Annotated in this window: 15 protein-coding genes; 8 read left to right on the plus strand and 7 right to left on the minus strand. The window is 67.2% G+C overall.

Features of this window, described 5'->3' with window-relative positions:
* Positions 1-27: 27 nt before the first annotated feature.
* Positions 28-912, minus strand: coding sequence for an alpha/beta hydrolase (locus HHL13_RS18020; protein WP_169557333.1), 885 nt, complete (start codon positions 910-912; stop codon positions 28-30).
* A gap of 121 nt (positions 913-1,033) precedes the next feature.
* Here HHL13_RS18020 and HHL13_RS18025 point away from each other — a divergent pair, with 121 nt between their 5' ends.
* The 4 genes from HHL13_RS18025 to HHL13_RS18040 all read left to right on the plus strand — a co-directional run bounded on the left by HHL13_RS18025 (position 1,034) and on the right by HHL13_RS18040 (position 4,458).
* Entirely contained in the window at positions 1,034-1,732 is a 699-nt protein-coding gene (locus HHL13_RS18025; protein WP_169557334.1) for an extensin family protein, read from the plus strand.
* Between the two features lie 22 nt (positions 1,733-1,754).
* The gene (locus tag HHL13_RS18030; protein ID WP_169557335.1) at positions 1,755-2,918 is read left to right on the plus strand and encodes a cellulase family glycosylhydrolase; all 1,164 of its coding nucleotides are present in this window, start codon (positions 1,755-1,757) and stop codon (positions 2,916-2,918) included.
* 38 nt (positions 2,919-2,956) lie between these two features.
* Entirely contained in the window at positions 2,957-3,868 is a 912-nt protein-coding gene (locus HHL13_RS18035) for an LOG family protein (protein WP_169557336.1), read from the plus strand.
* Positions 3,869-3,975: 107 nt separating this feature from the next.
* Positions 3,976-4,458 carry a hypothetical protein gene (locus tag HHL13_RS18040; RefSeq protein WP_169557337.1) on the plus strand — a complete coding sequence of 161 codons (483 nt, stop codon included), beginning with the start codon at positions 3,976-3,978 and terminating at the stop codon, positions 4,456-4,458.
* Positions 4,459-4,528: 70 nt separating this feature from the next.
* Here the strand turns inward: HHL13_RS18040 and HHL13_RS18045 are convergent, their stop codons facing one another.
* Positions 4,529-5,197 carry a cytochrome c family protein gene (locus tag HHL13_RS18045; protein WP_169557338.1) on the minus strand — a complete coding sequence of 223 codons (669 nt, stop codon included), beginning with the start codon at positions 5,195-5,197 and terminating at the stop codon, positions 4,529-4,531.
* 142 nt (positions 5,198-5,339) lie between these two features.
* Here HHL13_RS18045 and HHL13_RS18050 point away from each other — a divergent pair, with 142 nt between their 5' ends.
* Positions 5,340-6,230: a prephenate dehydratase gene (locus HHL13_RS18050; protein WP_169557339.1), complete on the plus strand. Its 891-nt coding sequence runs from the start codon at positions 5,340-5,342 to the stop codon at positions 6,228-6,230.
* Between the two features lie 34 nt (positions 6,231-6,264).
* Here HHL13_RS18050 and HHL13_RS22600 read toward each other — a convergent pair whose 3' ends face one another.
* From HHL13_RS22600 to HHL13_RS18075, 5 genes are all read right to left on the minus strand, one after another.
* Complete coding sequence (locus HHL13_RS22600; RefSeq protein WP_240953892.1) at positions 6,265-6,645, minus strand: DUF6768 family protein; 381 nt, start codon at positions 6,643-6,645, stop codon at positions 6,265-6,267.
* Positions 6,645-7,190: an RNA polymerase sigma factor gene (locus HHL13_RS18060; RefSeq protein ID WP_169557340.1), complete on the minus strand. Its 546-nt coding sequence runs from the start codon at positions 7,188-7,190 to the stop codon at positions 6,645-6,647. The genes HHL13_RS22600 and HHL13_RS18060 overlap by 1 nt, the downstream gene beginning before the upstream one ends.
* A gap of 69 nt (positions 7,191-7,259) precedes the next feature.
* Complete coding sequence (gene nudC / locus HHL13_RS18065; protein ID WP_169557341.1) at positions 7,260-8,129, minus strand: NAD(+) diphosphatase; 870 nt, start codon at positions 8,127-8,129, stop codon at positions 7,260-7,262.
* 10 nt (positions 8,130-8,139) lie between these two features.
* Positions 8,140-9,447, minus strand: coding sequence for a serine hydrolase domain-containing protein (locus HHL13_RS18070; protein WP_169557342.1), 1,308 nt, complete (start codon positions 9,445-9,447; stop codon positions 8,140-8,142).
* The gene (locus HHL13_RS18075; protein WP_169557834.1) at positions 9,444-10,445 is read right to left on the minus strand and encodes an A/G-specific adenine glycosylase; all 1,002 of its coding nucleotides are present in this window, start codon (positions 10,443-10,445) and stop codon (positions 9,444-9,446) included. Before HHL13_RS18075 ends, HHL13_RS18070 begins: the two co-directional genes overlap by 4 nt.
* Before the next feature lie 51 nt (positions 10,446-10,496).
* On the opposite strand from HHL13_RS18075, the gene HHL13_RS18080 reads away from it, so the two are divergent.
* From HHL13_RS18080 to HHL13_RS18090, 3 genes are read left to right on the plus strand one after another with little or no spacing between them, the layout of a single operon-like run.
* On the plus strand, positions 10,497-11,051 hold the full coding sequence (locus HHL13_RS18080) for a DciA family protein (RefSeq protein ID WP_169557343.1): 555 nt from the start codon (positions 10,497-10,499) through the stop codon (positions 11,049-11,051).
* Positions 11,051-11,776 (plus strand): thioredoxin domain-containing protein, encoded by a 726-nt coding sequence (locus HHL13_RS18085; RefSeq protein ID WP_169557344.1) that lies wholly within the window; start codon positions 11,051-11,053, stop codon positions 11,774-11,776. Before HHL13_RS18080 ends, HHL13_RS18085 begins: the two co-directional genes overlap by 1 nt.
* 33 nt (positions 11,777-11,809) lie before the next feature.
* Positions 11,810-12,550, plus strand: a complete 741-nt coding sequence (locus tag HHL13_RS18090; protein ID WP_169557345.1) for a thioredoxin domain-containing protein — start codon at positions 11,810-11,812, stop codon at positions 12,548-12,550.
* Positions 12,551-12,560: the final 10 nt, after the last annotated feature.

The raw sequence follows: 12,560 nt of genomic DNA on the forward strand, positions 1-12,560 counted from the left end.
ATTACGGATTGCCGCAGCGCAGCGTAATTATCCTGTGGGCGCCGGCCGCCACAGCGCCAGCAAGCCGCGATCGGTCATCCAGTCGGTGATCCGGTCGGGCCAGTGGCGCAGACTCACGAACGGCGTCCGTTCGCCCATGTTGAAGGCGTGACCGCCCGCTGCATACATGTGCATCTCGGCCGACGCGCCTGCCTGCCGATAGGCCGCCATCAAGTCGATGATCGGCTGCGAGCAGCATTCGTCGTCATTGGTCGCGGCCAGCAGCAGCGGCGGCGACTCCTTCGTGATCGCTTCCGGTCCATGCAGCGGTCCGGGGAAGACGAGGATGCCGAAATCGGGCCGCGACGAGATCCGGTCGATCGCATCGCCCGCCCCCGGCGCGGCAACCGGCGGGCTCAGCGCCGTCACCCGCGCCAGTTCTCCGCCCGCAGAAAATCCGACCACGCCGATCCGCCCGGGATCGATCAGCCATTCGCCGGCCCGCCCGCGAATCGTCCGCATCGCGCGCTCGGCGTCCTGCCGCGCATGATCGAACGTATAGATGCCCGGCGATTCCTTCCCCCGGAACAACCGGTAGCGCAGTACGAACGCCGCCACCCCGCGATCGGCGAACCAGCGCGCGACATCGTCGCCTTCGCTGGTGATGACGAGGAACTCGTGCGCCCCGCCGGGCATGATCAGCACCGCCGCGCCGGTCCGCCGCTCGGCACGGGCGGGGAAATAGGTGATGCTCGGATCGTTGATATTGCGGGTCCAGTAGAATTCGGACTGTTCGGGAATTTTCGCCCGGGCCTCGAAGCCCGGCGCGCCGTTCGCCCAGAGCGAAATACGCAGCGGCGGCGTTGCTGGCGCCTGCGCGAAAGCGAGGTTCGCGAACAGCATCGCGATTGCGGCAAGCACGGCTCTCAGCATCTGCCTCTCCGGATCGCGACACGCCTGATGGGTGCCCGCAGCCTTATTGGTAGCGCTACCAGTTTCATAGTCAATCGGCGCATTAGGCCCGCGTTAACCACAACCGGCTTACGCCCGCGCCATGCGTATCCGGTGGTTCAGTCTGGCCGTATTGCCCCTCGCGCTTTCGGGCTGCGTGTTCGGCGACGACGATTACGACCCGCGCCCCGCGCGCCCGTCCGCGCCGGTCATCCGCGAACGTCCCACCGGTCCGATCAGCCTCGCCGATCCCGATCCGCGCGAGACGCAGCAATGCTTCACCGAGCTCACGCGCGAACAGATCGTCTATAATCCGCTGCCCGATCGCGATTATGGCGGCGGCTGCCTCGTCACCGGATCGGTCCAGTTGCTCGACATCGGCGTGCCGGTGACGAACCTGAAGGCGATCAAATGCCCGCTGGCGCGTACCTTCACCGGCTGGGTCCGCTTCGCCGTCGCGCCCGCCTCGGCGCAGATCCTCGGCAGCGAACTGGCCAAGGTCGAGACCTATGGCACCTATGCCTGTCGCGGCGTGGTGGGGCGCGGCGCCGAGGGCGCGAAGACGATCTCCGAACACGGCCTCGCCAACGCCGTCGACATCTCGGCGTTCGTGCTGAAGGACGGCCGCCGCATCACGATCGAGCATGACTGGCGATCGGGAGATCCGGACGTGCGCCAGTTCCTCGAGACGATCCACAAATCGGCCTGCAAACGGTTCCGCACCGTGCTCAGCCCGGATTATAACGCAGCGCATTACAACCATCTGCATCTCGACATGGGCAAGGGGCCTTTCTGCCGCTGAGCGGTGCCGTTAGGCTTCCGTCATGCGCATCCTTCTGCTGATCGCCTGCCTGTTCGGCCTGACCGCCGCATCGTCGCCGACCATCACCTGGTGGGATACGCCCCGCCACGGCGGCAACAGCTTCAACGGGACGCCACCCGATCAGGCCTGGTTCGATGCGCTGGCCGGTTATCGCGCCGACTGGGTGCGGCTGACCTTCACCAAGTGGAAGGGCAAGCAGCGCGACTTCCTGATCGGCGACGTGGCGAACTATCGCGGACTGGTCGCCGAGGATCTCGCGATCCTGCGCGCCGCGCTCGACCGGGCGGATCGCGCCGGCCTCAAGGTCGTGATCTCGCCGCTGTCCCTGCCGTGGAACCGCTGGGTCCAGCAGAATGGCGACAAGCAGGACGGACGGCTGTGGCAGGACAAGGCGCATTGGGCCGATGCCGCCGCCTTCTGGCGCGACCTCGCCCGCGAGCTGGCGGATCACCCTGCGGTCGCCGGATACAACCTGATCAACGAGCCCACGCCCGAGAAGGGGTTCGGCCTGCCCGAGCATAGCGACACCAAGACGATGCGCGACTGGTATGCCGCCAATCGCGGCACCGCGCGCGATCTGCCGCTCTTCTACCGCACCGTGATCGCCGCGATTCGCGAAGCCGATCGCGACACGCCGGTCATGCTCGATGCCGGCTGGTACGCCGCTGCCGATGCCTTCGACTATTGGCCCGGCCCGCTCGAGGATGCCTCGCTCCTCTACGCCTACCATATGTACGAGCCGTACGAGGCGACCAGCGCGCCGAACCTCAGGCGTGCGAGGCCGGTGCCCTATCCGGGCCCTGTCGCGTTCGGCGGCAAGACGGTGAATTGGGACCGTGCCGCAGTCGCCGCCTATCTCGCCCGTCCGCTCGCCTGGGCCGATTCGCACGGTATCCCGCGCAGCCGGATGGTGGCGGGCGAATTCGGCTGTATGCGCCGCCTGCCTTTCTGCCCCGCCTATCTGGAGGATGTCCTGACCGCGCTCGACGGGGCCGGCGTCCATTGGGCCTTCTACGCCTTTCGCGAGGATGTGTGGGACGGGATGGACTATGAGCTGGGCGGTGGCCCGGTGCCGTGGCGCCACTGGGATGCCCCCTTCTCGGTCCCGCGCGGACCCACGCCGCAATTCGAGCCGATCCGCCGCCGCCTCGCCGCGAAGCCCTGATCTTGGTTTCGCCGGCGGATTGGCCTAGGCTGGTTCAAATGACAGACACAAAAGTACCGTCGCGGGTATTCCGGCCCGCGAAGCAGGAAGCCGAAGTCGCCAAGGACCACGGCATCACCCCGCAGACCGAGCATCCCGCCTACCGGCTCGCCTTTCAGGACCTAGATTTCCTGCTGCGCGACGACCTGCGGCCGATCCGGTTCCAGCTTGAGCTGCTCAAGCCCCAGGTCGTGCTCGACGAAGCGAACATCGCCTCGACCTTCGTGGTCTATGGCTCGGCGCGCATCCCCGAGCCGAGCAAGGCAGTGGCGCTGCGCGAACTCGCCACCACGCCCGAAGCGAAGAAGATCGCGGAACGGCTGATCGAGAAGTCGAAATATTACGACGTCGCCCGCGAACTCGCGCGCCTCGCCAGCAACTTCCCGCGCGACGAAGCGGGCAAGCAGCATTTCGTCGTCACCTCGGGCGGCGGCCCTTCGATCATGGAAGCCGCCAATCGCGGCGCGCGTGACGTGGGCGCCGATACGGTCGGCCTCAACATCGTCCTGCCGCACGAGCAGGCGCCGAACCCGTACGTCACGCCGGGCCTGTCGATGCAGTTCCATTATTTCGCGCTGCGCAAGATGCACTTCCTGCTGCACGCGCGCGCGGTGGCAGTGTTCCCGGGCGGCTTCGGCACGTTCGACGAATCGTTCGAGCTGCTGACGCTGATCCAGACCGGCAAGATCGCGCCGATCCCGGTACTGTTCTACGGCAAGGACTTCTGGAACCGCGTCGTGAACTTCGAAGCGCTGTGCGAGGAAGGCGTGATCTCGCCGCGCGACCTCGACCTGTTCCACTTCGTCGAAACCGCCGAAGAGGGCTGGGAAATCGTCAAGGATTTCTGGCGCGACAAGGATCACACCAAGATCGACCGCCCGCGCAGCCGCATCACCGGGCACCAGCAGTAAAGGCTCGACGGGCCGTACGGACGTTTGAGCGCCTCGCTGTTCGAACGTCCGTGCGGCCCATCGCAAGCATGGCTCGCGGATTGGCGGGAAGTCGCTAGCCTGATGTCATGAGCTATGATGGCGGCAACGACTACGAAGCCTTGGTTAGCCGGTTCGCGCCGTGGGGCGTCGCATTGCTGGCAGCCCTGATGATTGGCCTCGTCGCTTTCGCTCCGGTCAAAGCGGATCCCGACAAGCGGAAGGCCTATGGCTGCTTTACGGCAGCGAACGCATCGCCGATCCGCCTCGATGCGCAGGGCATGCGGATACTCCAGCCCGAACCGATCCAGATCGGCTTCCATCTCGAACTTCACAAGACCGGTATTGAGCTGACCGCGGAGGCGCCGATCGAAGCCTCGCCACAGGGCGCCGGCTACCGCTACGCGATCAAGCCACCCGGGATCGGCCGGTTCCTGTCATTCACCGTAGAGCGTGACGGCCGGACCTATGGCGTTTTCGACGAGGACGCGCTGGTCCAGTTCGTCATGCTCGCAGATGACGGCCACTATATCCTGTACCGTAAGTCCGCTGCGAGCATGTGCCCCAACTGACAGGTTCAAACGAAAAGCGCCGCGGAATGACCCGCGGCGCTTTCATTGTTCTGGTCGGGTGGAACGAGCCTTAGTGGCCCTTCTTCTCCGCCTGAACCGCAGCGTTCGGATCGACCGAAGGCGCGCCCGCTGCCGGGGTTGCCTGATTCGACAGGTCGCCGCCCGGAGCCGCTTCGGTTGCATTGCCCTCGGCGGCCGGCGCCGCGCTCGGCGCCGGAGCGGCGGGGAGCGGCAGGTTCGAACCCTGGCTGTTGAGATAGACGATCAGGTTCGCGCGGTCCTGCTGGTTGGGCAGGCCGGCAAAGGTCATCTTGGTGCCCGGCGCGTACTTGCGCGGGTTCTTCAGCCAGTGATCGAGCGCGTCGAAGTCCCAGTTGCCCGGAACGCCCTTGAGCGCGTCCGAATAGGCGAAGCCGGCGACATGGCCGTGCGGCTTGCCGACGGCATTCCACAGATTCGGGCCGATGCCGCTCGCGCCGCCCTGATTGATCGTGTGGCACGCGGCGCACTTCTTGAAGACTTCCGCGCCCTTGGCCGGATCGGCGGTGGCGAGCAGCGCCGCGATCGGCAGGTCCGCAGCAGCAGCGTCGCCGCCGCCTTCCGCCGCGCCCTCGACCGCATAGCCGGGCTTCTCGGGTGCGTGCGTCTTGAACACCATGCCGCTGACGATCGACAGGCCCAGCGCGGCAATGCCGCCGGCCAGAACCCAACCTGCAATCGTATTCGTCCGATCGTCCATACTGTGACGCCCCTGGGAAAATTTCGAGACCCCTCTAGTGCGGCACTTTGCACACCGCAAGCCGGGTTCGGATCATCCGGGACAACGCCGAAACCCGGACAGGCTTGCCGCCCGCCGAGGAGACAGCTAGCGCGCGCACCCTATGGAGAATTTCGCCGCCCCCGCCCGTCCCATCGTCGCTCGCATGGTCGAAGCGGCCGCCGCCGAGCCGCATCGCGCCGTCGCCTATCAGGGCGCGCCGGGCGCGAATTCGCATATCGCGGCGATGCAGGCCTTTCCGGACGGCCTCCCCTTGCCCTGCTTCAGCTTCGAGGATGCGATCGACGCGGTGAAGGAAGGCGCAGCCGATTGCGCGATCATCCCGATCGAGAATTCGCTCCACGGCCGCGTCGCCGACATTCACTTCCTGCTGCCCGAATCGGGGCTGGTCATCACCGGCGAACATTTCCTGCCGATTCGCTACGATCTGGTCGGCACCGGCGCGATCACGCAAGTGAAGGAAGCGATGAGCCATCCCCAGGCGCTGGGCCAGTGCCGCAACTGGCTCAAGATGCATAACATCGCCCCGGTCGCCTATCCCGACACCGCCGGCGCGGGCGCCGTGGTCGCCGAGCTCAACGACCCCGCGATCGCCGCGCTGGTGCCGCCGGGGGCGGGCCAGCTCTATGGCCTCAACATCCTCGCCGAGGATTTTGCCGACGCCGATCACAACATGACCCGATTCGTCGTGCTGGCGCGCGAAGCCGCGCCGCTGCCGACAGACGGCCAGTTCATGACCACCTTCATCTTCGAGGTGAAGAACGTCCCCGCCGCGCTCTACAAGGCGCTGGGCGGCTTCGCGACCAACGGCGTGAACATGACCAAGCTGGAAAGCTACCAGCGCGGCGGCACCTTCGCGGCGACCGAATTCTATGCCGATGTCACCGGCCGCCCGGGCGAACCGCATCTCGACCGCGCGCTCGAGGAACTGACCTTCCACACCAAATGGGCGCGCGTGCTGGGTACCTATCGCCAGGCCCGCGAACGGGGCTGAGGTCCGAACACGCGCGCCCGCCGAGCGGGGCGGCTCAGCGTCCCGCGGTGCGATTGGCGGAATGCGCGATCTGAAGCTCGATCCGCTTCAGTTCGCGAATCACGCGGTTGGCCTCCAGCGTCGGCCACATCGACATCTTGATGATGAGCGACATCAGGAGCAGCGTCGCGGCAGGCACGCCCCAGCGCAGCGCGGCAAGGGCATCGCCCGCCTGGAAAAACCCGAACGCCGCCCACACGCCGCCTGCGAACAACAGCGCCTGAGCCAACAGCATCAGCCCCGAAACCCAGCCGGTCCGCCCGCCGAAAATGCCCAATGTCTGTGCGATGAAGCGCGGCTCCTCGCCGATACTGCGCAGCAGGGCGCGCTCCTCTTCGTTCAGGGCTTCGTCGACCATGCGATCGAGATCACGCATCATTCGTCTCCTTCAAAGGCTGCGCGCAGCTTGAGCCGCGCGTGCATCAGCCGCGTCTTCACCGTGCCGACCGGCACATCGAGCGCCACCGCGACTTCCGCGACGCTCAGATCCTCGAAATGAAACAGCGCCACTGCCGCCCGCTGTCCCGGGGGGAGCATGCGCACCGCCGCGCGAACCCGTTGCGCGTCGATCGGCGCGCCGGGATCGGCCGGCTCGGCTTCGGGTTCGTGCGCAAGCGCATCGACCAGTTTGCGCCGCCGCACCGACTTGCCGATCTGCTTCGCGCAGGCACGCGACACGATCCGATAGGCCCAGGCGGGAAAGGCCCGCTCGTCGTTCAGGCGCGGAAGGCAGCGCAGGATCTCCATCCATCCGGCTTGGGCGGCGTCACACGCCAGCTCCGGGTCCCCGGTCAGCCGCCAGGCATGCGCGACCAGTCGGCGGTGCCAGCGTCGCGCCAGCAACGCTAACGCCGCCCGGTCCCCCGCCTTTGCCGAGGCCAGGATATATTCGTCCAGGATACGGGCGGTCTCGGCGACCATGATCCATCCCCACTCGGTTCGGAAACAAGGTGCGCCGCTTATGCCGACCGGTTCAATCGGCCGAAGAAATCAATCGCCCACCCAAGCCGTCAGCAGCGTATGCGCAATCGCATAAGGCGGCGGCGCGCCGAACAGCGCGTCCGGATCCCCCGCCAGCGAGGCGCGAACCTCGTCGCGGGTGAACCAGCGAGCGTCCTCCAGTTCGTTGCGGTCGATATCCAGCGCGTCGTTCTCGGCCATGCCGATGCACGCGATCATCAGCGACGACGGGAAAGGCCAGGGCTGGCTGGCGACGTAGCGGACGCCGCGCACCCGCACGCCGGTTTCCTCCAGCGTCTCGCGCGCAACGGCTTCCTCGATCGATTCGCCGGGCTCGAGAAATCCCGCCAGCGCCGAATAGCGCCCGCGCGGCCAGGGCGATTGCCGCCCCAGCAGCGCGCGGCCGTCATGTTCGGCGATCATGATCACCACCGGATCGGTGCGCGGGAAATGTTCGGCGTCGCACACGGGGCATTTGCGGCCCCAGCCCGCTCGGAACGGCGTGCTCGGCGTGCCGCATACCGCGCAGAAGCGGTGCCGCATATGCCAGTCGACCACGCTGCGCGCCGCGGCATAATTGGCGGCTTCCTCCGCCGGCAGAATGTCGAGCGCACGGAAGATCGCGGGCGAACGGCCCGTCACCGGCGTTGCCTTCGGATCGACCGACGCGAAATGCGGCACGCCGTCGATGAAGCCGAGGAAGATCAGGTCATCCTCGTCCCCCGCCTCGGCCAGCGATCCCCAGCCCAGCCGCCCCTCGGGCGTGAGTTCGGGATCGAGCGCGTTGAGCCGCAGCAGCCGCGCGCGCGGATCGGCGGTCGCCGCCGCGAGCCGATCGAGATCGGTCCGCAGCGCGTCGGCGCGATCGAACGTGCCGCCGGTAAACCCCGGTGCCCTCATGATGTACGGCTCAGCGCGCGAAGTCGGTATGGATCGACTGGTTCACATCGGCGCGCAGCGGCCATTTCTCGCCCGGCATGTAATTGACCATCACCGTGCCGCGAATGCCGCGTCCGCGATCGACCCAGGCCAGCGTGCCGGCGGCGCCGGCCCAGCCGAACGTGCCCTTGCCCGCCGCGCCTGGCACATCGACCAGATAGACCGAACCGCCCGCGCCGAAACCAAGCTTGCCCGCCAGCCCGCTCAGCGCGCCGAGCATCGTCGTATCGGTGCCGGGCAGGAGCAGGTTCGACATCGCCAGTTCCGCCGTTTCCGGCTTCAGGATGCGCACCCCGTCCAGCGTCCCGCCATTCTGCAGCATGTGGAGGAAGCGATCATAGTCGCGCGCCGACGAAACCAGTCCGGCCCCGCCATAGGGAAAGGTCGGCGGGCTCAACCAGATCGAGCTTTTGCCGGCATCCACCGGAACCCGCGTCTCGCCCATATAATAATAGTTGGTCGCCAGCCGCCCGGCATTGCCGGCTTCCACCACGAAACCGGTCGAATTCATCTTGAGCGGATCGAACAGGCGCGACTTGAGGAACTGGTCGAACTTCTGGCCCGAGGCCACTTCGATCACCCGCCCCAGCAGATCGAGGCTGACCGAATAGCTCCACTTGGTCCCCGGCTCGGCGATCAGCGGCAGCGTCGCCAGCCGGTTGGCGAATTCCTCGAGGCTGGGCGCGCGCGCCGCCGCCATCTGCGGCTCCATCGCCGGACCGACCGCGGCGGGATTGAGCCCGAGCTTGTTATATTCGTCGAGCAGCGGCCCCTTGGTGACGATCGAATAGCCGAGGCCCGCGGTGTGCGTCAGCAGATGCCGCACCGTGATCGGTCCCTTTGCCGGGTGGCTCGCCAGCGTGGTGCCGTTGGGATCGTCGAGCACCCGCACATTCTTGAACGCCGGGATGAAGTCGCTGATCGGCTGGTCCAGCTTCAGCTTGCCTTCCTCGATCAGGATCATCGCCGCGATGCCGGTGACGGGCTTGGTCATCGAATAGACGCGCCACAGGCTGTCCGGCCCGGCCATCGGGGCATCGGCTTCGGCCGCGATCCGGCCCGCGGACACGAACTGGGTCGGCGTGTCGCGATAGCCGATCGACATGACGATGCCGGGCACCTTGTTCTCGGCGACATAGCGATCGGCCAGCGCCTGCGTGGCGGGCAGGTTCGTCTTGACGATCGAAACCGGCTGAAGCGCGGCATGGCCGCCCGCCGCCGCCATCGCGATCATCGCGCCGCCAAGCGCCAGTCTCACCCAGGTCCGCCGTGCCGTCATGTGTCTCTCCGTATCGCTCTCGCTGCCTTGGCGAACACGGTCGGCAGCCCTGCCGACTCGATCTCCGCCACCGGCCACCATTCGCCGTGCGCGATTTCCTGCGCTCCGATTGTGGCAACCGCAAGCGCACAATCGAGACGGAAATGGGTGAAGCCGTGGCTCACCGTATCGCCGAGCAGGCGCCAGTCGCCCGCGACCGGCGCGTCTTCCAGCCCCGGCGGCGACTCGCGCCACGGCCCGGTCGGCAATGCGCGCATCCCGCCGAGCAGCCCCTTGTCCGGCCGCCGCACCAGCAGCACCTGCCCGTCGCGTTCGGCCCAGAACATCGTGCCATAGCGCTGCGGGCGTTCGGGTTTCTTCGTCTTCACCGGGAAGGTTTCCGGCTCGCCCGTCGCGAACCCGGCGCAATCGGCGCGCAGCGGGCACAACAGGCAGCGCGGACCGCGCGCGGTGCAGACCGTCGCGCCCAGATCCATCATCGCCTGCGCAAAATCGCCCGCGCGCGTATCGGGGGTGATCGAATCGGTCAGGTCCCGGATCCTGCCCTTCGCCCCCGGCAGCGCCTCGCGCACCGCGAACAGCCGCGACACCACCCGCTCGACATTGCCGTCGACGACCACCGCGCGCCGCCCGAACGCGATCGCCGCCACCGCCGCAGCGGTATAGCCGCCGACGCCCGGCAGCCTGAGCAGCCCTTCCTCGGTATCCGGCATCCCGCCCGCCGCGACGGCCCGCGCACAGGCCAGCATGTTGCGCGCCCGCGCATAGTAGCCGAGGCCGGCCCAGGCGCTCATCACTTCGGCATCCTCCTCCGCCGCCAGCGCCTCGAAGCTCGGCCAGCGCGAGGTGAACTTCTCGAAATAGGGCTTCACCGTCGCGACCTGGGTCTGCTGCAGCATCACTTCGGAAAGCCAGACGCGATAGGGTTCGGTGGCGTTCGCGCCCGGCCGCGCGCGCCACGGCAGGTCGCGGGCATTGGCGTCGTACCAGGGGAGCAATTTCGCGGCGATGTTGTCGGGCACAGGCCCCTATGGCATGGGTAGGCCGGAATGACGAAGCCCCCGAAGACCCCGGCCAAGAATCCAGCGCGCGCCACGATCCGGCAGCCGAAGCCCGAGCCGGCGCGCAGCAACCGCGCGCGCCCGGTTTCCGAGCTGCTGCCCGATGTCGGCCGCGCCGCGTTCCGCAAGTTCGGCTTCGTCCAGCACGCCGTGGTCAGCCGCTGGGCCGAGATCGTCGGCGATCGATATGCCCGCGTTTCCTCGCCCGAATCGATCCGCTTTCCGCAGGGCAAGCGTGCCGAGGGCGTGCTGAGCCTCGTCGTGTCGGGCGCCCATGCGCCGATGATGCAGCACATCGCGCCGGAGATCGTCGAGCGGGTCAATCGCTTCTTCGGCTATACCGCCGTCGCCCGGCTCCAGATCCGTCACGGCGAAGTGAAGAAGCCCAAGCCCGCCGCGCCGCCGCCCGAACTCAAGCCGCTGACCGAGGAAATGGGCGAAAGCCTTCGCGGGATCGCCGATCCCGAACTCAAGGCCGTGCTCGAATCCCTCGCCTCCGGCGTCGCCGCGGCCAACTTTCCCAAGATCGGCAGGATCGACTGATGCGCTTCCTATTGCTCGCTGTCCTCGCGCTGTTCGTGACGGCCTCGCCCGCCGCGGCGCAGGCCAAGAAGAAACCGGCTCCCGCCGCCGCGAAGAAGGCGCCCGCGCGCCCCGCCGCGCGTCCGAACTGGACCGCGACCATCGTGAAGACGCCCGAGGCAGGCTATCGCATGGGCAATCCCAACGCGCCGCTCAAGCTGATCGAATATGGCTCGCGCAGCTGCCCGACCTGCGGCCGCTTCGCCGCCGATTCGAAGACGTTGGTCACCACCTATATCGCCAGCGGCCGGGTGAGCTGGGAATTCCGCGACTATCCGGTCCATGCGCAGGACATCGCCATCTCGATGCTCGGCCGCTGCGTGCCGACGAGCGCCTATTTCCGCGTGCTCGACGGCATGTTCGCCGAACAGCAGGCATTCAACGGCCGCGTCGCGTCGATCTCGCCCGAACGCGCCGAGGAAATCCGCAACATGCCGCTTTCGGCGCAATCGCGCGCCTATGCCGACGCGCTGGGCTATACGCCCTTCATGAAGCGCCACGGCATGACCGAAGCCGCGATGACGGCGTGCCTCAGCAACCGCGCGGTGTATGACGATCTGGTCAAGATCGCCGAGGGCGCCGAACAGATGGGCGTGGGCGGCACCCCCACCTTCTTCCTCAACGGCCAGCCGGTGAATGTCGTCACCTGGGGCCGGCTCGAACCGCTTCTCAAGGCCGGCCGCTGAAGCCGGTGCATCGAATATCGACGGAGACCTGAAATGCGTATCGTGATTGCCGCTCTCGCCCTCTTCGCGCTCGCCGGATGCGGCGGCGGCGAAGGGAATGGATCGACCCCCGTGACCAGCGACACTCCGGTCGCCAACACCGCCGCCCCCGCGGGCAAGGCATGGACCGACGTCATCACCCAGACGCCCGAAGGCGGCGTAATGCAGGGCAATCCCAACGCGCCGATCAAGCTGCTCGAATATGGTTCGCGCAGCTGCCCGGCGTGCGCCGCCTTCGCGATGACCGGTCCCGAGCCGCTCCGCGCCAAATATATCGCGACCGGCCAGGTCAGCTGGGAATTCCGCGAATTCATGATCCACCCGCAGGACGTGGGCCTCGCGCTGATCGGCAAGTGCGTTCCCGACGAAGCCTTCTTCCCGATCCTCGACGAGATGTACGCCAAGCAGCCCGAGTTCACCCAGCGCGGTCAGGCGATCCCCGAGACCGAATGGCAGTCGATGCAGGGCCTGTCCCCGCTCGGCCAGGCGCGCCGCTTCATGGAGCTGTTCGGCTATCTCGATTTCATGAAGCAGCGCGGCGTTCCGCAGGCGAAGCTCGACCAGTGCCTGAGCGATCAGGCCGCGCTGGAGAAGCTGGCCGAACGGATGAAGTATGCGACCGACACGATGAAGGTCAGCGGCACGCCGAGCTTCTACGTCAATGGCGAGAAGGTGAACGACGCGATCACCTGGGATCAGGTCGAGCCGGCGCTTCGCGCAGCCGGCGCGCGCTGATCCTCTAGGG

This window comes from Sphingomonas sp. G-3-2-10 (assembly GCF_012927115.1).
In the GTDB taxonomy this organism is placed as follows: Bacteria; Pseudomonadota; Alphaproteobacteria; order Sphingomonadales; family Sphingomonadaceae; genus Sphingomonas.